The sequence below is a fragment of the Natronolimnohabitans innermongolicus JCM 12255 genome, from assembly GCF_000337215.1.
GTDB classification, from domain to species: Archaea; Halobacteriota; Halobacteria; order Halobacteriales; family Natrialbaceae; genus Natronolimnohabitans; species Natronolimnohabitans innermongolicus.
In genome coordinates this window covers 41,011-63,426 of record NZ_AOHZ01000009.1, presented here as the reverse complement: position 1 = coordinate 63,426, position 22,416 = coordinate 41,011, and the positions used below count along the sequence as shown (strand labels likewise).

At 64.4% G+C, this 22,416-nt stretch carries 25 protein-coding genes; 5 read left to right on the top strand and 20 right to left on the bottom strand.

What is annotated here, in order from left to right; all coding sequences use genetic code 11:
- Window positions 1-26: 26 nt before the first annotated feature.
- The 5 genes from C493_RS01540 to C493_RS01520 all read right to left on the bottom strand — a co-directional run bounded on the left by C493_RS01540 (window position 27) and on the right by C493_RS01520 (window position 5,494).
- Window positions 27-1,484: a metal ABC transporter solute-binding protein, Zn/Mn family gene (locus C493_RS01540; protein WP_007257628.1), complete on the bottom strand. Its 1,458-nt coding sequence runs from the start codon at window positions 1,482-1,484 to the stop codon at window positions 27-29.
- 191 nt (window positions 1,485-1,675) lie between these two features.
- Window positions 1,676-2,323: a hypothetical protein gene (locus tag C493_RS01535; RefSeq protein WP_007257627.1), complete on the bottom strand. Its 648-nt coding sequence runs from the start codon at window positions 2,321-2,323 to the stop codon at window positions 1,676-1,678.
- 201 nt (window positions 2,324-2,524) lie between these two features.
- Complete coding sequence (locus C493_RS01530) at window positions 2,525-2,947, bottom strand: hypothetical protein (protein WP_007257626.1); 423 nt, start codon at window positions 2,945-2,947, stop codon at window positions 2,525-2,527.
- A gap of 108 nt (window positions 2,948-3,055) precedes the next feature.
- On the bottom strand, window positions 3,056-4,258 hold the full coding sequence (locus C493_RS01525; RefSeq protein WP_007257625.1) for a YhjD/YihY/BrkB family envelope integrity protein: 1,203 nt from the start codon (window positions 4,256-4,258) through the stop codon (window positions 3,056-3,058).
- Window positions 4,259-4,444: 186 nt separating this feature from the next.
- On the bottom strand, window positions 4,445-5,494 hold the full coding sequence (locus tag C493_RS01520; protein WP_007257624.1) for a carbohydrate kinase family protein: 1,050 nt from the start codon (window positions 5,492-5,494) through the stop codon (window positions 4,445-4,447).
- A gap of 157 nt (window positions 5,495-5,651) precedes the next feature.
- Here C493_RS01520 and C493_RS01515 point away from each other — a divergent pair, with 157 nt between their 5' ends.
- Window positions 5,652-6,647: a hypothetical protein gene (locus C493_RS01515; protein WP_007257623.1), complete on the top strand. Its 996-nt coding sequence runs from the start codon at window positions 5,652-5,654 to the stop codon at window positions 6,645-6,647.
- Window positions 6,648-6,669: 22 nt separating this feature from the next.
- Here C493_RS01515 and C493_RS01510 read toward each other — a convergent pair whose 3' ends face one another.
- Complete coding sequence (locus C493_RS01510) at window positions 6,670-8,139, bottom strand: aldehyde dehydrogenase family protein (RefSeq protein ID WP_049889066.1); 1,470 nt, start codon at window positions 8,137-8,139, stop codon at window positions 6,670-6,672.
- 199 nt (window positions 8,140-8,338) lie between these two features.
- On the opposite strand from C493_RS01510, the gene dpsA reads away from it, so the two are divergent.
- On the top strand, window positions 8,339-8,884 hold the full coding sequence (gene dpsA / locus C493_RS01505; RefSeq protein ID WP_007257621.1) for a DNA starvation/stationary phase protection protein DpsA: 546 nt from the start codon (window positions 8,339-8,341) through the stop codon (window positions 8,882-8,884).
- Between the two features lie 101 nt (window positions 8,885-8,985).
- Here dpsA and C493_RS01500 read toward each other — a convergent pair whose 3' ends face one another.
- Entirely contained in the window at window positions 8,986-9,378 is a 393-nt protein-coding gene (locus C493_RS01500; RefSeq protein ID WP_049889070.1) for a hypothetical protein, read from the bottom strand.
- 218 nt (window positions 9,379-9,596) lie between these two features.
- On the bottom strand, window positions 9,597-9,776 hold the full coding sequence (locus tag C493_RS01495; protein ID WP_049889065.1) for a DUF7331 family protein: 180 nt from the start codon (window positions 9,774-9,776) through the stop codon (window positions 9,597-9,599).
- A gap of 118 nt (window positions 9,777-9,894) precedes the next feature.
- On the opposite strand from C493_RS01495, the gene C493_RS01490 reads away from it, so the two are divergent.
- Both C493_RS01490 and C493_RS01485 read left to right on the top strand, forming a co-directional pair.
- Window positions 9,895-10,392 (top strand): macro domain-containing protein, encoded by a 498-nt coding sequence (locus tag C493_RS01490; RefSeq protein WP_007257618.1) that lies wholly within the window; start codon window positions 9,895-9,897, stop codon window positions 10,390-10,392.
- Window positions 10,393-10,599: 207 nt separating this feature from the next.
- On the top strand, window positions 10,600-11,070 hold the full coding sequence (locus C493_RS01485; protein WP_007257617.1) for a universal stress protein: 471 nt from the start codon (window positions 10,600-10,602) through the stop codon (window positions 11,068-11,070).
- Window positions 11,071-11,125: 55 nt separating this feature from the next.
- Here C493_RS01485 and C493_RS01480 read toward each other — a convergent pair whose 3' ends face one another.
- The 9 genes from C493_RS01480 to C493_RS01440 all read right to left on the bottom strand — a co-directional run bounded on the left by C493_RS01480 (window position 11,126) and on the right by C493_RS01440 (window position 19,262).
- Window positions 11,126-11,512, bottom strand: a complete 387-nt coding sequence (locus C493_RS01480; protein WP_007257616.1) for a hypothetical protein — start codon at window positions 11,510-11,512, stop codon at window positions 11,126-11,128.
- 116 nt (window positions 11,513-11,628) lie between these two features.
- Complete coding sequence (purM, locus tag C493_RS01475; protein WP_007257615.1) at window positions 11,629-12,621, bottom strand: phosphoribosylformylglycinamidine cyclo-ligase; 993 nt, start codon at window positions 12,619-12,621, stop codon at window positions 11,629-11,631.
- A gap of 66 nt (window positions 12,622-12,687) precedes the next feature.
- Complete coding sequence (locus C493_RS01470) at window positions 12,688-13,005, bottom strand: winged helix-turn-helix domain-containing protein (protein ID WP_007257614.1); 318 nt, start codon at window positions 13,003-13,005, stop codon at window positions 12,688-12,690.
- 16 nt (window positions 13,006-13,021) lie between these two features.
- The gene (locus C493_RS01465) at window positions 13,022-13,693 is read right to left on the bottom strand and encodes a hypothetical protein (RefSeq protein WP_007257613.1); all 672 of its coding nucleotides are present in this window, start codon (window positions 13,691-13,693) and stop codon (window positions 13,022-13,024) included.
- On the bottom strand, window positions 13,694-14,671 hold the full coding sequence (locus C493_RS01460; RefSeq protein ID WP_007257612.1) for an ABC transporter ATP-binding protein: 978 nt from the start codon (window positions 14,669-14,671) through the stop codon (window positions 13,694-13,696). It lies immediately after the preceding gene.
- Complete coding sequence (locus C493_RS01455) at window positions 14,672-15,514, bottom strand: ABC transporter permease (protein ID WP_007257611.1); 843 nt, start codon at window positions 15,512-15,514, stop codon at window positions 14,672-14,674.
- 315 nt (window positions 15,515-15,829) lie between these two features.
- Window positions 15,830-16,459 carry a zinc metalloprotease gene (locus C493_RS01450; protein ID WP_007257610.1) on the bottom strand — a complete coding sequence of 210 codons (630 nt, stop codon included), beginning with the start codon at window positions 16,457-16,459 and terminating at the stop codon, window positions 15,830-15,832.
- Window positions 16,456-18,222: a TraB/GumN family protein gene (locus tag C493_RS01445; protein WP_007257609.1), complete on the bottom strand. Its 1,767-nt coding sequence runs from the start codon at window positions 18,220-18,222 to the stop codon at window positions 16,456-16,458. Before C493_RS01445 ends, C493_RS01450 begins: the two co-directional genes overlap by 4 nt.
- 386 nt (window positions 18,223-18,608) lie before the next feature.
- On the bottom strand, window positions 18,609-19,262 hold the full coding sequence (locus tag C493_RS01440) for a DUF7344 domain-containing protein (RefSeq protein WP_007257608.1): 654 nt from the start codon (window positions 19,260-19,262) through the stop codon (window positions 18,609-18,611).
- 371 nt (window positions 19,263-19,633) lie between these two features.
- Between C493_RS01440 and C493_RS01435 the strand changes: the two genes are divergently transcribed.
- Window positions 19,634-20,080: an acyl-CoA thioesterase gene (locus tag C493_RS01435; RefSeq protein WP_007257607.1), complete on the top strand. Its 447-nt coding sequence runs from the start codon at window positions 19,634-19,636 to the stop codon at window positions 20,078-20,080.
- 24 nt (window positions 20,081-20,104) lie between these two features.
- On the opposite strand, the gene C493_RS01430 is transcribed toward C493_RS01435, so the two are convergent.
- The 3 genes from C493_RS01430 to C493_RS01420 all read right to left on the bottom strand — a co-directional run bounded on the left by C493_RS01430 (window position 20,105) and on the right by C493_RS01420 (window position 22,317).
- Entirely contained in the window at window positions 20,105-21,157 is a 1,053-nt protein-coding gene (locus C493_RS01430; protein WP_007257606.1) for a S66 family peptidase, read from the bottom strand.
- Between the two features lie 74 nt (window positions 21,158-21,231).
- The gene (locus tag C493_RS01425) at window positions 21,232-21,468 is read right to left on the bottom strand and encodes a YMGG-like glycine zipper-containing protein (RefSeq protein WP_007257605.1); all 237 of its coding nucleotides are present in this window, start codon (window positions 21,466-21,468) and stop codon (window positions 21,232-21,234) included.
- Window positions 21,469-21,537: 69 nt separating this feature from the next.
- Complete coding sequence (locus C493_RS01420; RefSeq protein ID WP_007257604.1) at window positions 21,538-22,317, bottom strand: HAD-IIA family hydrolase; 780 nt, start codon at window positions 22,315-22,317, stop codon at window positions 21,538-21,540.
- Between the last annotated feature and the right edge of the window lie 99 nt (window positions 22,318-22,416).

The window sequence follows — 22,416 nt, the reverse complement described above, 5'->3', positions numbered from 1 at the left end:
AAGCGCCTCCAGCAGGGGTTGCACGATCATTCGACGCCGAAGGCCGCGCGAAGCGCCGGGATGTTGACCTCCTCCATCTGCTCGACCCAGCCGTAGCCGTCCTCGTCCCACTCCTCCGTGGTCCCCTCGAGCGTCGACAGCGGCGCGGTGTCGTCCGCGCCGGTCTCGGCCAGGGTCTCGTCGACGACGTTGCTCATGTCGTCGAACGGATCGTAGAGGATCGTGTCGATATCGTTTTCCTCGACGATGTCGATAATCTCGCTGATGTCCTCGGGCGAGACGTTGTCGTCCGGCGAGATGCCCGCCGGCGTGTGGAGTTCGATGTCGTACCGAACTTCGAAGTACTGAAACGCGTCGTGGCCCGCGAGAACGGCGATATCCTGGTCGGTCGAGGCAAAGAGGTCCTGGAGTTCCTCGTGGACGTCCTGAATACGGTCGATGTACTCGGCCGCGTTTTCCGCGTAAATGTCCTCGTTGTCCGGATCCGCCTCGATAAGGCCGTCTCTGACCGTTTCGACCATCTCCTGAACCAGAATCGGATCGACCCAGACGTGCGGGTCGTACATTTCAGGAACGGAATCGTCCTCGAGATCCGTCTCGACCGAGAGCGTCGTGTTGTCGTTGCTCGTGTCGAAGACGACCTCGCCGTCCGCGACGAGTTCGAACACGATTCGCGAGCGACCCTCCTCGAGGCCGCGGAAAATAACGTAGTCCTCTTGCGAATCGATTTCGACGATTTCGCCGTCGGTATCGTCCGCCGTTCTGGCCTCGAGCTGAAACGGTTCGTTCCGCCCGAGCGGGAGAACCCGACCCTCGGAGTCTTCGGCGACGACCTCGACCTCGAGCGAGTCGCCGACGCCGACCTCCGGCAGTCCGCCGTGCCAGTGGTCGGTGTGCCACCAGCCGAGTTCCTCGCCGCTCCGTCGTTCGTACAGTTCGAACTCGGGGATGCTAACCGACTGTGGATCGCCGTCGAACGCGTCGGCCTCGCGATCCGCCCGCCCCTCTCTGTCCGGCGAAAGGAGGTGACCGTCCATCCCTTCCATGACGTCGATCAGCGTGAGGTGATCGTAGTCGCGCTCGAAGTCGTCGACGTAGCTCTCGACCCAGCCGAACTCGTCGGTCTCGAGGTAGACGAAGACGTCCGAGTCCGCGATGTTTCGCTGGAGGTCGCTGGGCGGTTCGTAGCCGTGGCCCATCGTGTTCGTCGGGACGGCGTTCTCGAAGTCGATCTCGTCGCCGCTGACCTGCTGTGCGATGTCCCAGACGGTGAAAAACGAAGCGTACCCGCCGTCGGTATCACCGCCATCGGGACTACTGAGACAGCCGGCGAGCGCGCCGAGTGCGAGCGCTCCAGTCCCCGACTGGAGCACCGNCCCGCCGTCGGTATCACCGCCATCGGGACTACTGAGACAGCCGGCGAGCGCGCCGAGTGCGAGCGCTCCAGTCCCCGACTGGAGCACCGAACGGCGTGTGAAGTCCATATCGGGACAAGCCAGTCGGGGAATAAAAGGGTTATTATCGTAAATAGAGTTGTTAATAATCAGTGCCAGCGTATTGTACCTGGTTAGCAATAAGTCGCCGGTAGCCGAGTACGCCCGGCGACCGAAAGGCACGGACAGTTATTCGGCGGATCAGCGGTGCGGACAGTTATTTGGCGAGCGAGAGACGGCGATCAGTGATCGTGGTCGTCGTCGTGGCCGTGATCATCGTCGTGGCCGTGGTCGTCGTCGTGGCCGTGGTCGTCGTGGCCGTGGTCGTCGTCGACGTTGTCCTCGAGGTCGAAGTCGTCGACGACCTCCACTTCGAGCTCCGGGGCGTCCCAGTCGGAGTGGTCGTCGTGCCAGAGCTGGAAGACGATATCCGTAATTCCTGTCTCTTCGCCGGTAATGTGGAGGTGGTCGCCGTGTGACTCGAGGTCGACGAGTTCGTCGGCGCCGTCTGCGACGGTGGCGTTCAGCGTATAGTCGTGGTCGTCGCCGAGTTCGATTTCTTCGCCGTCCTCGTCCTCGACGTGGGCCTCGACCGAGAGGTTGTCTCCTTCCGGAACGTACAGCGGATCGCCGTGCCAGTGATCGCCGTGGATGTAGACGACGACCTCCTCGAGGTCTCGGTCGATAACTTCGAACTCCTCGATGTGGAGTTCGCCGTGTTCGTGACCGTTCTCATCGCCGTTTTCGTCCCCGTTTTCGTCCCCATTCTCATCGCCGTTTTCGTCGTCATCGTCGTCGCCGCCGAGGCAGCCGGCGAGACCGAGTGCGGCGACCGCACCGGACGTTGCGAGGAGTTTGCGACGGGTCGACGAGCGTGGATTCACAGTCATGGTATATCTCAACCACCAGTTGCAACTACTTAGTAATGAATATGGCGATGTTATTAACTAGCGTTAATTGTGGATGCATGAATAGCAGGACGAATTGAAACGTCCTCGAGAGCGCACGTACTCCTGATTTCGGCCGGACTTCGTCACCGGGGATCGCGTCTCTCTAGATCGCAGAAATCGTCCGCGAGTCGTGTCCACAGTTCACTCGAGCGAGACCGTAATTGCGACGCCGTTGCGTCGCCGGTACGCCGGCGGACACCGCGAGGACTCGTCTCGGACGACGTCGAACACGTCGAACCTGATCACCAGCCGTCCGGGATCGATCGTCGCTCGCAACACCGGCCCCCGGCTGGTGACGACGACGTACGGCGGCGCCGCGACCGGCTGTGCGGGGAGTTCACACCCCGTCGCCGCGACGGCGTCGGCGAGCACCACCGGCAGTTGCTCGAGTAGCCCGGCCGACTCGAGTTCCGCGCCCAGCCCTTCGACGACGGCGTCGCGATCGGTGGTTCGGGACGTGTCCCACGGGTCGGCGATCCGGTCGGCACACTCGTCGATGCCCTCGACGATCGGGACGTGTTCGGTCTGAATCCGACGCCGGACCTCGCGTACCGGGTGCGACACGGCAGAGAGTGCGACGGGGAGTCACTAAGTACTCTCGACTCTCGTGCGTGGCTTTCGGTTGCTCCCGGACCGACACGGGCCGTGGAACCGACGGAGACGCCCGCCCGGCTACTTCTCGCGCCGTTCGATCGTTCCGACGTTGACCTCTTGGACGGAGCCCAGAAGCGCTCTCCCCGCGCGCTTCCACTCAGGTTCGTCCGCGCGGCGGCGCTCCTCTCGCCGTTCGTGTTCCGCGAGGTCGCGTCGCAGCCGCTCGTTTTCGGCCTCGAGGTCGCGAATCGACGCCTCGAGGTCGTCGACGCGGTCCTCGAGGCGGTAGCGCCGGCTTCGCTGGGCCAGTAGGTCGTTGCGGTACTGATCGCGCTCGCGCTCGAGCGTTTCCGCGCGCTGGCGAAGCCGCCGGTGTTCGCGCGCGGCGCCGTCGACGAACGGCTCGCGGCCGGTCGCGGTGATCGAGTCGGCCATCGGCTCGCGCGGTCGGGGTCGGGTTTCCTCGCCGTCGGCGTCCTCGCTTTCGTCGTCGCCGGGCTCGAGGTAGCCCGTGCCGATCGCGTTGACGACGGCACCCGACAGCAGGATGAGCCCGCCGAAGTAGAGCCACGTGAGCAACAGGATGATCGCGCCGACCGCCCCACCGCCCTCCTCGGCGGCGAAGGACACGTAGACGCGAAACAGCGACTGCAACGCCATCCACCCGACTGCGGCGAGGAGGACGCCCGGAATGACCTCGCGCTTGGTCGCGTCGACGTCGGGAAAGTAGTAGTACATCGGATAGAACGCGAGCGTGAGCAGGACGACGAGCAACAGCGACTGCAGGAGGCCGAAGCCGGGGATATTCGGCAGAAACGCGAAGAGGACCCCCATCCCGGCTGCGGCCAACAGCGCACCGCCGATCGCGCCGAAGACGATCAGCGCGTCGCGGATCTGGTCGACGAACGAGGCGACGTTCGTCGTGCCGTAAATCTCCGAGAACGCGGTATCGAGTCCGCGGAAGATCTTCAGCGACCCCCAGATCAGGACGACGATCCCGATGATCGTCGAGCCCGCGGTCGCGGGTGAGTCCTCGAGCGACTCTTCGACCAGCAACTGGCCGCTCTCGGGAAGCGCACCCTCCGTCGTCTCCGTCACCTGCTGGGCGAACTGCTCGTCGCCGACGATCGTGACGAAGAAGAAAACGAGCACGAGCAGCGGTAACAGGGAGATGAAGGCCTGATAGGCGATGCTCGCGGCCATGAACGGCACGTTCTTCTCCGAGATACCGTCGACGACAGCCTTTCCGAACGCGATCCCGTCGCGGGCGACGCTGGACATAGGGAAACAAGCGCCGCGAGCGACGAAAATCCAGCGGCTTGCAGCGATCGTTCGCCTTTGAGAGCTCCGAGAGAAACGGCAGAACGTCAGTTCCCGACACCCGGGATCGACCGGCGCCACGTCGGGAGTGAGATCGCAGCTCTCGTCGACTGAGACGACGGTTTCGCTCGCGGTTCGATTCCGGATCTACGCCCGATTACGGTCTCTCTCGAGCACCGCAGCCACGGCGTCTCGATCCGGCAACGCCGTCATCGCTCCGGCGTCGGTCGTCGCCACCGCGCCGGCCGCGTTCGCAAATCGGAGCGTCGACTCGAGCGAGCGCCCGTCTCGTGCGGCGGCGATCACGCCCGCAACGAACGCGTCCCCGGCGCCGGTCGCGTCGACGGCGTCGACGTCGAATCCGGGGTGCTCGGCGGTGACGACGCCCGAACCGTCGCCCGGTTCGCCGACGTCGGGCCACGGAGCTCGTGCCAACGCCGTGGCGATCGCACCCGCGTCCCCGCGCGTGACGAAGACGGTGTGCGGGCCGCTGCTACCGTCGTGATCGGTCTCGAGAACGCCTCGAGCGAGCGACGCCGCGTTCGCATCGGTCGACGGCCCCTCGATCGCGGTCGCTTCGGAACCGACGCCGAGGCGCTCGAGTTCCCCGACTGTCGCCTTGCAGACGTCGACGTGTGCGAGCGCCTCGCGTCCGACGCGCTCGAACGCCTCGCGGTCGGGCCACAGCTCCGGTCGGAAGTTCGGATCGAACGAGGTCGTACAGCCCGCCTCGGACGCCCGCTCGAGCAGGCCGATCGTCGCCGCTCGGGACGGCCCGCTCGCGAGGGTGACCCCGCCGACGTGCACCCACTCGAGGGCCGCGAGCGTTTCGTCGTCGATCCGGCCGGCCTCGAGCCGGGTATCGGCGGTGTCCTCGCGGTAGAACGAGAACTCGCGGTCGCCGACCTCGTCGTGGCTCACGAACGCCAGCGTCGTCTTCGCTTCGGGATCGCGCTCGACGAAGCGGTCGGGGATGCCGGCGTCGGCCAGCGTCGACTCGAGAGAGCGTCCGAACGGATCGTCGCCGACGCGGGTCCAGAACAGCGGCGCGTGCTCGAGGCGGGCGAGCCCGATGGCGACGTTTGCCGGCGCGCCGCCGGGCCGTCGTTCGAAGCTGTCGACGTCCTCGAGCGAGCCCGAGCGCTCGGGGAGGAAGTCCACCAGAGTCTCGCCGGCGACGAGTACGTTCCGGTCCATCGGATCGGTGTTCGAGCGTCTCGAAGTAATAGGTTCGTGGCTCTCCGACCACGCACGTCCGCTCTTTGTGAGATGCCGCAAAGTCCTCGAATACCACCGCGAAAACGCCCAGCGGCCACAATACTCAATATATCGTGATTGATGAGTATCAGTGACAATGTGTGCGGGACGAACGCGACGAGAGGTGCTGTGTGTATCGACGGGGCTTGGACTGGCGCTAACGGCGGGCTGTCTCAGCGATAGTGACGCGGCGAGCGACGACGATACCGGGAACGGAAACGATGCCGACGGCGACGAAACTGGAAACGGAGCCGACGATGAAGCCGCTCACCTGACGGCGCAGGACGTCCTCCTCGAGACCGCGGCGTGGGGTGATTTCGACGCGACGAAACTCGAGTTCGAGGCGTTCGATCTCACGGCGATCGACGCGGTCTCCCGATCGCTGCCGGACGGGGCCGGCGACGAACTTCGAGGGGAGGCGTTCGACCTCGTGTCGGGTGCCGACGAGTTACTCGGTGCGGAAAACGTCGAGACGACGTTCGCGTTCGAGGTTCCGAACTCGTACGAAAGTCACGGACGGATGCGCTGTGAGGGACTTCTGGGATCGTTCGACGTCGCCTCGGTACGCTCGGAAATCGACGTCGACGATGACCAGATCACCCGCCGAACGGTTGCCGGGTTCGACCTCTATACGGAAACCTCGTCGACTGGACGGACCAGCTGGCTGACGGCTCTCGGATCGGAACTCGTTCTCGACATCGAGGGGGACGTCGACGCAGACGAGGTCGAGACCCTTCTCGAGGGGTTCGACTCCGGCCAAGCGACGAGCGAGGTCGCGGAGTACGCGACGCTCGAGGCGTTCGTCGGCTCCCTCGACGGCGCGGTCGTTTTCGGTGAGCTGGCGCCGACGGGACAGTACGGTGAGAACGGGTTCGGTGTCTCGCTCGATTTGGGGGCGGAACGGACGGTGGTTCGCTACGTCTTCTTCTACGACGACGGACCCACCGAGGACGTCGTCGAGCGTATCGAAAGCGACCTCGAGGGCGAGCAACCGTCGTCGGAGTACGACGAGACGTCGGTCGACGCCGACGACCGAGCGGTCGTCGTGAGCTTCGCGGTCGAGACCGAACGGTTCGATCTCCGAAACTGGTGAGCGACTGGGGGGCGGTCGCCGATCAGAGCACGATGCTCTTCTTGCGCATCATCTCGTGAATCGAGGCGTCGAGCCCCTCGCGACCGATTCCCGAGTCCTTGTTGCCGCCGAAGGGAACGTCACCGAGGCCGTGGCTCGGCGCGCCGTTGATCCGGACTGCGCCGGCGTCGACGCGTTCGGCGACGGCCATCGCGCGCTTGTAGTCGTTCGTGAAGACGGCGGCGTCGAGCGCCAGGTCGGAGCCGTTGGCGATCTCGAGCGCCTCTTCCTCGTCCGCGAACGTCGTGACGGCGGCGATCGGTCCGAACTGCTCTTCGTCGATAATCCGAGCGTCGTGGGGAACGTTCGCGAGCAGCGTCGGTTCGAAGAACTGGGCGCCGAGTTCGTCCGGCACGCCTTCGGGCGCGCGTCGCTCGCCCCCGCGGACGAGAGTTGCCCCCTTCTCGAGGGCGTCCTCGACGAGGGTTTCGACCCAGTCGGCCTGTTCTTCGCTGATGAGCGGGCCGACGGTGGTGTCCTCCGCGAAGAGATCGCCGGGCTGCCAGGCGTCCATCTGTCCGTCGATCAGGTCGACGAGGTCGTCGTGGACCGACTCGTGAGCGAGCACGCGAGAGACGGCCGAACAGCGCTGTCCGGCGTACTTGAACGATCCCTTGGCGCAGTTGCCCGCGACGTCTTCGAGGTCTGCGTCCTCGAAGACGATCGCCGGCGCGTTCCCGCCCAGTTCCATGTGGAGGTTGACCATCCCGCTCTCGCGCGCGATATGTTTGCCCGCGCCCGAGGACCCGGTCATCGCGATGGCGTTGACGCGGTCGTCGCCCGCGAGGACGTCGCCGATCTCGCTCGCCTCGCCCGGCACGAAGTTGAACGCTCCGTCCGGGATGCCGTCGACACCGCTGATGACGTCCGCGAGGATCGCCGCCGAAATCGGCGTCTTGCTGGCGGGTTTGAGCAGCACGCTGTTGCCCGCAGCGAGTGCAGGGGCAACCTGTAATGCCGTCGTGGCCAGCGGGTAGTTGTAGGGCGTGATACACAGCACCGCGCCGATCGGTTCGTGTTTGACGATCGCCTGCCAGCCCTCGTGGCCCTCGGTCGAGCCCTCGCGGAACTCGCCCTTGCTGACGACGTTGCGGGCTTCCTCGGCCGCGCGATCGAACCGCGTCGCCGCCTGCTCGACTTCGCCGCGGGCCGAGGAGATCGGCTTGCCGGCCTCGCGGACGATAACCTCCGCGAGTTCCTCCTCGCGCTCGCGCAGCCCCTCGGCGATCGTCTCGCACCACTCGGCGCGTTCGACGACCGTCGTCTCGCGCATCCGCGGTTTGATCTCGTGGGCGGCCTCGAGCGCGGTCTGGGCCGCGGCCGGATCGGCGGCGGCGACCTGCCCGAAGGTGCCGCCGTCAGCGAGATCCGAGACCGGAATCGAACTCTCGGTCGCGAGCCACTCGCCGTCGACGTACATCCGCTCTCTTCGCTGTGCGGCTCTCGTTTCCATAGTCGTCCATTAGCACTCCTCCTTGAAAATGTTTACTCACTCTCGAAATAACACATGGTTCTGGAAAGGGTCGTTGAGAGCGATCCCTCCCTGAACCCAAAATATAACGGGCTGTTTGGAAAGGGGTGTTTCTTTTTCCGGAAAAATTATTTTGTCATGGGGAAGCTTTAAGTGGGTTGCGAGTGTACGTACGACTACGATGAGCACCCAGAAGACCGTCCGTCAACGTGCCGACGCCGTCGAGGAGAACGAACTTCGCCTCGAGAAGGAGAAGGCAGAACAGATCGTCGAGGCGCTCAACACGGAGCTTGCGAACGCCTACGTCCTGTATCACCAGCTCAAGAAACACCACTGGGTCGTCGAGGGCGCGGAGTTCCTGCCGCTCCACGAGTTCCTGGAAGAGGCCTACATAAACGTCGAGGAAGGCGCAGACATCATCGCCGAGCGAGCCCAGGCCCTCGGCGGCGTCCCCGTCTCGGGGCCGTCGAACCAGGAAGAGCGCGCAACCGTCGAGTTCGAAGGCGAAGACGTCTACGACGTCCGAACGATGTTCCAGAACGACCTCGAGATGTACGGCGATATGATCGAATCGATGCGCGACAGCATCGAACTCGCCGAGAACTTAGGCGACTACGCCACCGCCGACATCCTTCGTGAAATCCTCGTCACGCTCGAGGAAGACGGACACCACTTCGAGCACTACCTCGAGGACGACACCCTCGTGCTCGAAGAGGCGACGAAGTAACGCTACCGACAGCGACGACGATCGGCCGTCCGGACGCGAAACGGCAGTATCGGTATCAATTTTCGACCGCGGACATCGAACTCTGCCCGCGAGCCGCCGCGTTAGCGTCGGCGATAGATGATTCCGGCGAAAAGAGCGATCGCGAGGACGCCGAGCAGCGGGCGAAGCGGATCGACGTAGGTCGCGAGCCACGAGGAACTGAACAGCGCGACCAACACCGCGTTACAATGTGGGCAGGCGACGGCGAGAAAGCCGCCGACCGCACCGCCGTAGGCGCAGCCGTCGCCCCCGCAGTCGGCGAGCGTCGCTCGCTGAGCCACGTACGCGCCCGCAAGCAGCGCTGTCAGGAACAAAAACGCGAAATCGAGCGGCGTTCGCGGTACCATCCGCTCGAACAGCGGCGTGGGTACCAGTCCGGTGACGACGCCGGTAAACAGGAGAAAACCGACGGCGGCGAGCCCACCTTTTATCAGCGCGTCTCGAGGATACTGCATCGTCGGGTACTCACCACGAGCGTAGCCGGCCCTGACGGGAATACGTTCCGAACCGGTGATCTGACGGATCCACGAGGGGCTGACGTCGTCGGCTCGGACGACCAGAATCGAAATCGACTCTCGGAGGCGAGGCGGGGCTGCAGGTTCGAACGGAGCGTTCACTCGGCGACGTTTCGCCGGTGGCACAACGCCAGGATCGGGAGGCCGAGAAAGCCGACTCAGCGCTCGAGCGAGACGGCCAGATCGGTGGCGATCCAGCCGTCGGTGTTGCCGCGTTCGGTGAACACGACTTTACCGGGGCGAGTTTCGTGGGCACTCACGATCACCGACGGCTCCTCGGGTGACTCCCGGGAGGCGGCGTCGACGTCGGAATCCTGCCTGCGGGCGGGTACGGTCATCACGTGAAGTTAGGTGAGCCTAATTCTAAAAAGGTTTTGGTCAGCCTAAGGCGTCGAGAACTTGACTGTCTCGCCGATCGGGATCACCTTCAACTCGCTTGCACTCGTACTACCACGCATGGAGTTCGACGTCGTTCAGGGCGACATCGCCGCACAGTCCGCAGACGCGCTCGTCAACGCCGCCGGCACGAGTCTGCGAATGGGATCGGGCGTCGCCGGCGCGCTCAGGCGGGAAGCGGGCGACGCGATCAACGAGGTGGCCATGGAACAGGGCCCCGTCGACCTTGGTGCAGTCGCGGTTACCGACGCCTACGAACTGGACGCCGAGTACGTCGTCCACGCCGCGGCGATGCCACACTACGGCGACGGGGAAGCGACCGCGGAGAGCATCCGAGACGCGACCCGAAACGCGCTCGAGGCGGCCGACGAGCGCGACTGTCGATCGGTCGTCCTCCCGGCGCTTGGCTGTGGCGTCGCCGGCTTCGACCTCGAGGACGGCGCGGCAATCATCGCCGAGGAGATCCGCGAGTACGACCCCGAGACGCTCGAGGACGTCCGGTTTATCGCCTACAGCAACGAGGAAGTCGAGACGGTTCGGTCGGTCGCCGACGCGTGACAACGGAGTTTCGCCGAATCGAGTCCGAGAGCGACGGTACGCGTCTCGAAACCGGATACTCGCCCCGTCGGAACGGTTCAACGGTCGCTCGTCTCGATTGCAGACGGACCACGCGAGCGTGGGCGTCACTGTTTTCGACAGCACGAGTGTATACGACAGCTTACATGATCGGGAAAGTATTTACCGTGCGTCTCTATATCCGTGAATATGGGGCGACACGTACTGGTTGCGATCGGCCGAACCGACGCGTCGGAGTCGGCGCTCGAGTACGCGTTCGAGGAGTATCCGGAAGCGCGGATCTCCGTCGTTCACGTGACCGTCTCGAGCGGCCCGTTCCGACTGTTCGGCGGTCGCGATCCGTGCGACTACGTTATTCCTGAAGCCATCGGCGAGAGCGCCGACCTCCTCCCGGCGCCGGATCGATTTACGCAGGCCCAGCGACAGCGCGCGGAGCGCGTTCTCGCCCGCGCCTACGAGTTCGCACAGCGCTACGACAGGGAGGTCGACCTCGTCGTTCGCTCCGGCGGCGCCGCTCGGGAGATCGTCGACTACGCCGACGAACACGGCGTCGACCGAATCGTGGTCGCCGACCACCCGTCGACGGCGTTCCGTCCCCTCTTCCGAAGCGTCCCCGAATCGGTCGCCCACAACACGACGACGCCGGTGACGACGCTGTAGGCCGCTGTAGGCGTACGTACGCGATCGGGTGACTCGAGAAAGAGAAAACCCGACGCTAGTCGATCGTCACCTGCGCCGTTCCGCCGCGTACCTCGACGTCGTAGTGACCGTCCGCATCGACCTCGATTTCGAACGTTTCCTCGCCGTCGACGGTCTCCGAGAGGACGGGTCCGGAGTAGGCCCCCTCGAGCGCCGATTCGACGTCTTCTTCGTCGTCGGCGTCCTCCGCACTCGCCTCGAGATCGTAGTGGATCTCCACGTCGACCTCGTCGGCTTCGGCCTCGACGGTCACCTCGAACTCGTCGCCCTCGTCGGCTTCGAAGGACGCCGTTTCCTCGTCCTCGAGTTCCGCGTCCAGTTCCTCGCTTCCTCCGAACACGCACCCGGCAAGCGTGACGGTCGCCGTCGCCGCTCCGGTCGCAATGAATCGTCGTCGATCCATGCAACTGCTCGTCGCCGCCAATAGTTTAATATTTTGATGTATTCGGGCTGTTTCAACAACTGAAAATGCGATAGAATCGAGAGAGGAGGACGAAATTTCCTCGAGCGAAGCCGGGCTTACTCCAGGGAGAGGCCGCGAATCTCCACGGTGGAACCGTCTTCGACGCGGCCGATGATCCGCCCGTCGGTCGCCTCGACGAGGGCCTCGGCGCGGTCTTCGGGAACGGCGACGACGAAGCCGGTGCCCATGTTGAACGTGCGGTGCATCTCCTCGTCGGTCACGTTCCCCTCCTGCTGGACGAACTCGAAGATCGGCTGGGCCGGGAACGGGTCGTCGATCACGTACTCGTTCTCGCCCATTCGAAGCAGATTCGTCCAGCCGCCGCCGGTGACGTGGGCCGCCGCGCGGACGCCCTGTTCGTGCATCGGCTCGAGCAGATCCGTGTAGATCCGGGTCGGCCGGAGCAGTTCCTCGCCGATCGAGCGGGACTCGTCGTGGGGGAACGGGTCGGTGTACTCGTGGTTGCGGGTGACGGCCTCGCGGGCCAGCGTCAGCCCGTTGGAGTGGATGCCGTCGGAGGCAAAGCCGACGAGCGCGTCGCCGACCTGAGCCTCGCCCTCGAAGACGTCGTCCTTGTCGGCGAGACCGACGCAGGTGCCCGCGAGGTCGAATCCCTTCACGACCTCGGGCATGACGGCCGTCTCGCCGCCGAGCATCGTCAGATCGGCGTTCTCGAGGCCGACGGCGAGCCCCTCGCCGATCTGGTTCGTCAACTCCTCGTCTGGCTCGTCGATCGCGAGGTAATCGACGAAGGCGACGGGTTCGACGCCCGCGGCGACGAGGTCGTTGACGTTCATCGCGATGCAGTCGATGCCGATCGTCGAGAAGTCCTCGATCGCCTCGGCCACCATGAGTTTCGTGCCGACGCCGTCGGTCGCCAGCGCGAGGTAGCGGTCGCCGATGTCGATCAGGCCCGCGTATTCGGTTCGGAGGTCGCTACCGAAGGCCTCGAGCAAGGCTGCAGTCGCGTCCTCGCTGGCCTCGATGTCGACGCCGGTCTCGGCGTAGGTGAGCCGTTCCTCGTCGGGTTCCTCTGCAGGGTCGCTCATGTCTGAACGACCTCCCGGGGTGAGCAAAAGGTCACCGGTCCCGGGGCGGTCGGTCGAGGGGACCAGTCAGTCGGTTTCGTCGCCGGCACCGGTGCCGTCGTGCTCGAGTTGATCGAGCAACGTCTCGAGGGTGTCGACGTGCGATTCGAAGAGCGTCCGCCCCTCGTCGGTGAGTTCGTAGGTCGTCTGCGGTCGCCGATCGACGAATCGCTTCTCGACGGTCGCGGCGTCGGCGTCTTCCATGCGCTGGACGTGAGCCGAGAGGTTGCCGTCGGTGATCTCGAGTTCGCTCTGAAGCTCCGAGAAGGTCGCCTGCTCGTGGCGATAGAGGTAGGCGAAGATCTGTAATCGAGTCGGCTGGTGGACGAGTTTATCGAACTCCATGGTAGCGAGTCAGCGCTCAGCCGGACAGGCGGTAGGTCAGCAGGTAGTACGTGACTGCGCCGTGAAGGAAGAAGAGAATTCCGAACAGCGCGTAACCGACGTACTGGAGCCACTCGACGAAGGGCATGACGAACGCGAACGCGAGGATCCAGATGCCGTTGACGTAGAACGGATAGCGGTCTGACGCCCGAATTCGGTACGCGTGCAGGATCGTTCCCGCTAGCAGATATCCCATTCCGAGAACGGTAAACGCGACGCTGAAGAAAAACGCTCCCTGTAGAACGCTTTCGACGTCAGCGAAGATCGGATCGACGATCGCGGTCAGGACGAACAGACCGGCAACGAGCGTTCCGAACACGACCGTCCAGCTCGGTTTCGGTTCCGGATCGTCGACCGTCGTTGCGGTGCGAACGGACGTCTGCCACTGCGTGTAGCCGATCAGCACGAAGACGGCCGTCCAGACCAGAATGTAGACGAACTCGGGCCACGGATAGACGAACATGACGTTGGTCAGGACACCGGCGAAACCGACGATGATCCCGTGGACGAGCCACAGTCGTCGCTGCCCGGGATATCTGTCCTCGATCGCCATCGCCGATTTGATCTGCTCGAGGTCGGTGCGGAGCGCGTCGACGTCCGGCTCCCCGTCGGTCGTCGACTCGTCCGTTCGATCGACGTTATCCGTCATTTACGACCCCTCCGAGTCGTCTCGAGCCGTCTGTACGGCGGTGTAGTAATTGAACAGGTCCGTGTACGACGGCGAATCCAGCTCGACGGTCGCGCGCTTCCGCTCGCGGCCGCGGTCGTGGTCGCGGTCCCGTTCGACGGTCTCCCTGACCGTCTCGAGTTCGTCGGCGCCACGAAGGAACCCGCGGATCTCGTCGCCGCGCTGGAACACTCGAGCACCGAGAAACGCCGACTCGGGGGGGACGTCGCCCCGGATCCGAACGACCGGTGGGAGGTCATCGAGCAGCGTCTGTGGCGGTGCCGTCGCGACGAGTCGACCGTCGCGGACGAACGCGATCCGATCGGCGATGCGGGCGTCGAGGGGCGCGTGACTCGTGAGGAGGATCGTCTTCCCCGCCCGACGGTACTCGAACAGTAGATCGTGGACCGTCTGGATCGTCGTGAGATCCAGTTCCGCGGTCGGCTCGTCTAGCAAGTACAGTTCGGCGTCGACGGAGAGGGCGATCGTCAACTCGAGTTTGCGCGCCATCCCGCCGGAGTACTCTCGAGCCGGGCGATCGAGATCGTCCTCCAACTCGAGTCGAGTAGCGATTTCCCGCCAGTCTTCGGTCGCACGCGGGTGGAGATCACCGTAGAACTGCAGGTTCTCCCGACCGGTCAGATCCGGATCGATCGACCGACCCTGGAGCATGACGCTCGTCATCGACTGCGCCTCGGTCGGCGACCGACCATCGAACAGTTCGATCGAGCCGACCGCCGGGTCGGTGCTGCCGGCCAGACAGGAGAGAAACACCGACTTGCCGACGCCGTTCGGTCCCATCACGGTGAGGAGTTCGCCGGCCTCGACCGTCAGATCGAGCCCCTCGAGAACGTTCCCGTTCCCGAATCCTTTTTCGACGTCGCGAGCCTCGAGTATCGGCTGCCGTGACTGTTCGCGTTCGGTCCCGTTTTCGGCCTCGGTCGTGGTTTCGGTAGTCATCTACGGGTCACCTCCGTAGGCGAATCGTCGCATGATTCCGACGGCGACGGCGGCCAACCCGACGGTGTACCCGACCAACAGGCCGCCGTACTCGAACGACAGTGGCACCGCCGGTGGCGTCATGAACGCGACGTCGTCCGCTCCCGCCCAGGCGGCGAGTTGCATCCGCGTCGCCAGCGAGTTCGGGACGTAGTTGATAAACGTCGGATCGTCGGCGATCATGCCCGGCGTGACGCCGTTGAACCCCGTCAGGTAGAACGCCATCAGGACGACGACGACCGCGATGGTTGTCATGTGTTCGGGCTTGGTGATCACGAGCGCCAACAGCATAGCGAGCGCCATCGCGATCACACAGAATAACACGAACGTCGCGACGAGGACCGCGACCAGCGCCGCGACCGCCGTCGCGTCCATCGCCAGCAAGTCGAATCTGCCGCCGTGAGCCACGGCCGCGAGTATCGTCACGAGATACGAAATCGCACCGAGGGCCATCCCGGCGACGAATCGACCGGTCAGATCCGCCGTCGGCGAGACCGGCATCGCGCGTAGCTTTCGGTACCGGTCGCTCTCGAGGTCCCGGGCGAACTCGCCGGCGAAGACCGCCACGGTGACGGTGAAAGCACCGAACAGCCCGTAGCTGATCCCGTTGGCGGCCTTGACGTACTGCAGATCGCCGGCCGGAACGTCCTCGATGAAAAACGCCATCGTCAAGAAATACCACAGGACAGGCCAGCCGACCGCAAGGACGACCAGCAGCTTGTTTCGGCGCAGTTGCTGTACGTGACGCCGGGTGAACGCTCGCGTTTGTCTGGTCCAGGGAACCGATCGTCGTGTCTCGGTCATATCGTCCCACCTCGCTTTCAGATCCCGTCTGGGTCGCCGGTCGCCAGCGCTGTTGGATCGTTCTGACGGACAGTTTACAAGAATAAAAACCTTGCCCATTAGATTACTCTATAGCGCAAAGTAGCAAAATATTTAAATAGTAAACCGAATCCGCCCGGGACGAGGCTCTGGAACGATTCCGACCGCAACACGCGGACGCCGCTTCGACAACCAGTGAACGACGCCGAATCGTCGAACGGGAACCGAACGGTCTTCGGAGACGGACCGAACGAGAACGTCGGGCTCGCGAGCGAGAACGGCGACGAAACCGGACGGTCAGAACCAGCCGAACACGAGCATGAAGCCGACGAGCGCGGCGATGCTCAGTCCGAAGACGGCGCCGAAGACCGCCTTGTTCCAGTCGTAGACCGTCTTTCCGTCGAGCGGGCCGAAGGGGATCATGTTGAACGCCGCGAGGAAGAGGTTGATCAGGACCCCCATGTGCCCGATCAGACCGAGAAGGCCCGGAAAGAGCATGAGCGGGAGGAAAAACAGCGCGAGCAGGTGGTTCGTCACCGGACCGGCGACGGCGACCATCGCGTTCTCGCGTTTGGTGATCCGCCCGCGGTGGTAGACGGCCCCCGGCGCGGCGAACAGGAAGCCGATGAGCGCGCTCATGACGGCGAGAAAGAGCATCTGGTAGTCGGCCCGGAACTCGGCGACCTGGCCGTACTCGATGGCGACGACCTTGTGGGCGAGTTCGTGCAAGAGGAAGGCCACGCCGACGGTGACGAAGCTCAGCGCGACCATTATGCCGAACGTCGCGGGAGTCGCTCCGAGATGAATCGGTGCGAGGATCAACGCGAACGCGACCGAGAGGGTGATCCACGCCAGCGCGAGGTCGAACAACTCCTTGTCGCTAAAGGAGAGCTCCGGCTCCGAACGGCGGCTGCGTCGCGTGCTCATACGAGCCCCCGAAGCAGGTCGAGCGTGTTCTCGGCGCCGCGCCAGAGCTCGTTGAACAGGGCGTCGACGCCCCCGATCTCGGGTGCCAGCCACGGCACGACGACGATGAAGAACAGGAACGTCGCGATCATGCTCCCGATGTTCGTCAGCGCGACGATCATGATGAGCCGGAACAGCGGCACGTCGAACATCTCCGAGAACGCCTCGTCGACCGGCCGCTCGGTATCGCCGACGATCTCGTTTAGCTGCTGGATATCGCGGACGTTGACCGGGCGGTGTTTGAGTTCGACGTAGCCGGCGAACCAGCCCGGCGCCAGCAGCGGGTTGATGCTGGTCAACCACGCGACCGAGCCGCCGACGCCGGCGCTCGTCCAGTGGGCGCCGGCCAGTCGCGCCAGCGTAAACGCGAAGATCCCGTTAAAGAGGAACCAGGCGCCAAACAGCTGCAGGAGGAACGTATCCTGGACGCCGGCCATGATCAGCAGGAAGAAAAAGCCGAGGAAGGCGATCATGACGAGATAGCCGACGATCTTTACCGGCGAGAACCGGCGCTTCGAAGCGGTACCGGAGATCGACTCGAGGGAGGGGATCTCGGCGGGGTTCTCGAGGTGGCGTTCGATGCCGGCCTTGTGGCCGGCACCGACGACCGCGAGCACGTCGTAGCCCTGCATTCGAAGCTGGTGGAGGTGGTTGGCGATGTAGGCGTCGCGCTCGTCGATTAACGCGTTCGCCCCGCGGGGACTGAACTGGCGGAACTCCTCCATCATCGCGGCGACGACGTCGCCGTCGGTCATCTCCTCGATGTCGACCTCGTCGATGTCCTCGACGTCGCCGCTGGCGGTGGTGAGGAAGAGTCCGAGGAGTGCGCCGACGAGGACGCCGATGCCGAGCCCGGCGACGACCCCGACGGAGCCGCGGATGGCGTAGGTTCCCGCACTCTCGAAGCCTCCTGCGGAGAAGGGACCGACGAACGTCTCGGTCGCGACGAGCGCGAGACAGGCGGCGATCCCGATCACGACGCCCGAGAGGAGACGTATCGAAAAGCCGCTGAGCGGCCCGCTCGAGTCGCCGGCGGAACCGAGAGAGGGGAGGAAGATCAGTCCGATGATCGCGCCGGCGATGGCGCCGACGGTGACGGCGCCGGCGTACTGTAGCGCCGACGAGCCGGTGACACCAAGCAACAGGAGGTCGCCCAACCCGAACAGCGGAGCGATGAAGGCGGCGACGGTGAATCCAAGAAACATCCCGGCGACGGCGCCGAGGGTGAGGCCGATGGTCCGCGGGTCGGTGACGCCGAGCGCGAGCCCGCCGACCATCTTCAACTTCTCGGTAAACGAGAGTCGGCTCCAGAACCGCTGAATCGTGATCTGGATGTCGCGGTCGACGAGAGCGACCCCGCTGCCGTTGCGTTCGGCGGCCTCGATGGCGGCGCGCATGTCCGCGCCGGGTTCGATATCGAAGCGCTCGCCGAGACGCGACTGGACGTACGAGAGCATCCAGTAGGCCAGAAACTGGAAGACGGTGTTTCCCGAGAGGAGGTCCTTGGCCTCGATATCGTCCGGGGCGCCGCCTTGCATCTGCCGGTATCTGTTCTCGTCGAGTTCAACCGCGACGACGTCGGGCTGCTCGCGATCGATCGTTTCGTGGACTTCGTCGACGCTCGCCTGCGAGACGTGAGCCGTCCCGAGGACGTGCACGGAGCCCTGCTCGTCGACCGGGGGCTCGGGCGGATCCGGCACGTCGGCGTCGCCTGCATCGCTCATTAGCGGCTTAACTCGGTGACGACTTTTACCAGTATCGAAGCGCAGATAAATACCAAATTCCCTCCATTTGGCCTTGTATATATCGTCGCCCGAGCGTGGCGGTCCTCGATTGCCGAGTACGAAGACCGGCAGACTCGAGGGCGCGAGCAGACTACAGCGTCATCGCCGTCGACGCCGCGACCGGCGACGAGAATCGGCCCGCGCCGGTGCCAGAACTGACCGTGAACGGCGAATTGGGAGAAGAATTGTTCGGGAAGCGCCGGCGGAGAAACCGGCGCGGACTGAGTCGTGACCCGGACGACTGGAGTTCAGCCCCGGTCTACGTGGGAACCGGCCGGTCCGCAAACTCGCTCCCGGCTATCGGGGACACCGGGCTTTGCCACCGGTCACTCCCGGTAGCGTAGTGTCGTGGCCGAACCGTCTTCGGTCGCTTCCCGTGCGGACGAGTCGGCGATAGCCGTCGCGCCGACGGCGAGTACGAACAGCGACGTAGTGATCGCAGCGAGCGTCGTTCCGGGAAGCGAGAGCAACCCGGCCGCAGAAGTAACTATCAGACCCGTGTTCGCTGCCGTCGCAGCGACATAATACCTGTTGAACGCGTCCGCGAAATGGGATCGATCCGAACTGCGTTTCGGAGACCCGCGGTCGCCCCTCGACTTCGCGACGTCGAGATACGGTCGAAACGTCTCCAGCCGCTCGGCCGGACGGACGATTCCGCGGGCCTTGTCGTATTCGATAATCCGCTTCGTATCGAGTTTCGGGAGGTGGGTCTGATACAGCGGAATGTAGACGCGCTGGCGCTGGACGGAGGTCAGCTCGCCGACGGTCGTGTCGTGTTCATCCGCCGCGATAATTTCGGCAATATCTCGCATCTTGACCGGACCGTCCTCGTTTAACAGGTAGGCGATCACGTCTCGTCGGCGGTTCGTCTGGAGAATGTGAAAGATTTCGCTCTGATCGAGCCCGTGAGAATTGTCAGACCGTTCGTCGACTCCCGGCTCGACGAAAAAGCGAGACTGAGAATCTGATTTGGAGGTCATTCTCTATTTAGCGTAGAAAACTATCACAACATCACTCTTATGAGTTTACTAGTGGAAATATTACTAGATTATACTGGAACTAATTATGACTGGTTGGAGATACCTAATAGCAGACAACATATGGTCGATCCTCTCTCTCGGCGCTGAACGATAGAGAACGGTCAGTTGCGGTATCCGGTTCTGCGAACTACCCCCCGGACAGAGTGTATAGCGTAGAATGGCATCTACGAACTGGAACGTTGCCGAAGTGCTTCGTTCCCGACTCGCCTCAGATCACGTTCACTCGAGTGACGGACGCGGTAGCGTCGACCGAATCCGACCACCGCTCGAGCGACGACAGAGTAATTGCAGTCAGCGGACAAGAGCGATCGATGACCGATCTCATGGAGACGCTGGTCGAAAACCGCGAGATGGTGCAGCCGAACCACGCGAACATGCTCGAGACGGCCCACGGGGGCAACGTGATGAAGTGGATGGACGAGGTCGGGGCGATGTCCGCCATGTTGTTCTCCGGCGAAACCTGCGTGACCGCCCGCGTCAACCGGATGAACTTCCAGCGGCCGATCCACGTGGGCGATACCGCCTACATCACAGCCTACGTTTACGACGCCGGCGCCTCGAGCGTGAAGGTGCGGCTGATCACCGAGCGCGAGGATCTGCGGACACGAGAGCGCGAACGAACCACGGAATCGTACTTCGTCTACGTCGCGATCGACGACGAAAATCAGCCGACGTCGGTGCCCGAACTGACGGTCGGCAGCGAGACGGGCGAAGAACTCCGCCAGGCGGCCCTCGAGAACGAATCGACGGTCGCGTGACGGCGGAAGACGAGAGCGATCCGGTCACTCGAATCGGACCGCCTCGCTCGTCGGATCGAGTTCGACGCGACCGCCGATCGGAATCGGCGTCGTCGGCCACGTGTGACCGAAGTCGACGCCGAAGACGATCGGTGCGTCGGGGTTGTACCGTCCCACGACCTGCTCGATCGCGTCGCGCTGTCGGTCCCGGTAGCGTTCGCGCTCGTCCGACGACCGGTTCTCGAGGTGGGACCGCGCCGCCGGCCGGCCGACGAGCACGCCGTCGAATCGCTCGAGCAGTCCGCGTTCGCCGAACGCGCGAAGTACACCCGCGACCCAGGTGTGTGCCGGCAGCTCTTCGGACGTCTCGAGGGCGAGAATCGCCCCGTCGAGCGCGTCCGGATCGGGCAGATCCCGACCGACGAGGAACCGCTGACTGAGGCTCTCGAGGCAGCCGCCCCAGACGCGGCCGCTCACCCGCTCGTCGCTCCCGGCCCACGTCCAGCCAGGATTCGGTTCCGTCCCGCGGGGCGTCTCGAGCGAGTCAGGATCCGCCCAGTCGCCGGGTTCGTCGGTGAACGCAGGGGCGGGCTCGAGTTTGCCGACCGACTCCTCGAAGAACGCGCGGGTGGTGTACTCGATCGTGTGGTCGAACAGATCGCCGTCCATGCCGAGTTCGACGAGTACGCTCGGTCCGTAGAAGGAGACGATGCCGAGATTCCACAGCGTGAGCGCGAGCTGGGTGTTGTCGCTGTAGCCGTAGAAGCGGGTCGGATTCTCGCGCAGAACCTCGCGGTCGAGGTGCTCCAGGATCCGAATCTGGTCGTTGCCGCCGATGGTGCTGATCACGCCGCGAACGTCGGGGTCGGCGAACGCGTCCATCACGTCCTCGGCCCGCTCCTCGGGGTGTTCCGCGAGGTACGCGCCGCTTTTCGACGCCGTGGGGAACTCGATCGGTTCGAGGTCGAACGCCGCTCGAAGGCGTTTCAGCCCGAGTTCGTAGACGTGCGGAAAATCGGTCGCGCGGTTCGACGCCGGCGCGACGACCGCGATTCGATCGCCGCGCTCGAGCGGCGGCGGCGTGACGAAGTCGTCCATACGCCGACACGATCGCCAACTGTCATATGCGTTCGGGTACCCCCAGCGAACGCGGCGAAAATCGAAGCCGAGCGTCAGTTGTTGTTCGACTGGTCGCTCGAGAACGGACCGAACTCCGATTCCCGGGCCTCGTCGAGGTAAGTCGTCGCCGTGTCTTGCGTGTCCGCGACGGTCGCGCCGACCATCGCGCCGATCGCGCCGCCGGTACTCGCTGCGTTGCGACTGAAGACCGATCCGACCGCGGCCCCGACCGCCGCGCCGATCGCGGCGTAGCGGGCCCGACGCAGGACGTGCTTGATGCGTGCTTTCATGTATCGACACTCGTGAGTATCGGTGATAAATATGTGTGTCGGACGCACGCGGTGCAGCCCGGTCCCGCGCTACAGCAGGGTGTCGACCTCGGCCAGCGACTCGAGGACGTGATCCGGCTGGACGGCGGCGTCGTCGACGTCGTCGCGGTCCATCACGCCGGTCAGGACGAGCGCGGTCTCCATGCCGGCCCGTTCACCCAGCGCGATATCGGTGTTCAACCGGTCGCCGACGACGAGCGTCCGTTCGGGGTCGCTCTCGAGGCGGTTCGTCGCCGCGGCGGCGGCGACCGAGGAGGGTTTGCCGAGGATCGCGTCGGGTTCTCGCCCCGCGACGGCCTCCATGGCGGCGAGGATCGCTCCGGAGCCCGGAATCAACCCGCCGTCGATCGGGATCGTCGTGTCGGGATCGGTTCCGTAGAACGGCGTCCCGTCCTCGAGGGCCCGGAGCGCTCCCCAGAGCGAACCGTAGGAGAACTCCCGGTCGAACGAGCCGAGGACCACGTCGGCGGCGGCCGGATCGGCGGTCAACTCGACGGTCGCCTCCTCGAGAATCGCCTCGAGGCGGTCGCTTCCGACGAGATAGACCCTCTCGTCGGGGTGGGTCGTCGCGAGGTACTCCGCCGAAACCGTCGCCGAGGTGAGAACGGTGGCAGGGTCGACGTCGATTCCGTAGGGCTCGAGTTTCGTCCCGTAGTGGTCGCTGCCCCGCGTCGGATTGTTCGAAAACAGCAGTCGGTCGATACCGGCGTCCTCGAGGGCGTGGAGACCGTCGGTCACGTTCGGAAGCAGTTCCTCGCCGCGGACGATCGTCCCGTCGACGTCGAGGATCGCCGCCTCGTAGTCGGTCATCACCGGCGGTAGGGGCGGCCGAAGATTCAGTGTTGGGGTCCCAGACTTCGGCCTCAGCTTCGGTTTCGGGTTCCGTACCGGTCCCGCGGGGTGTTCTTC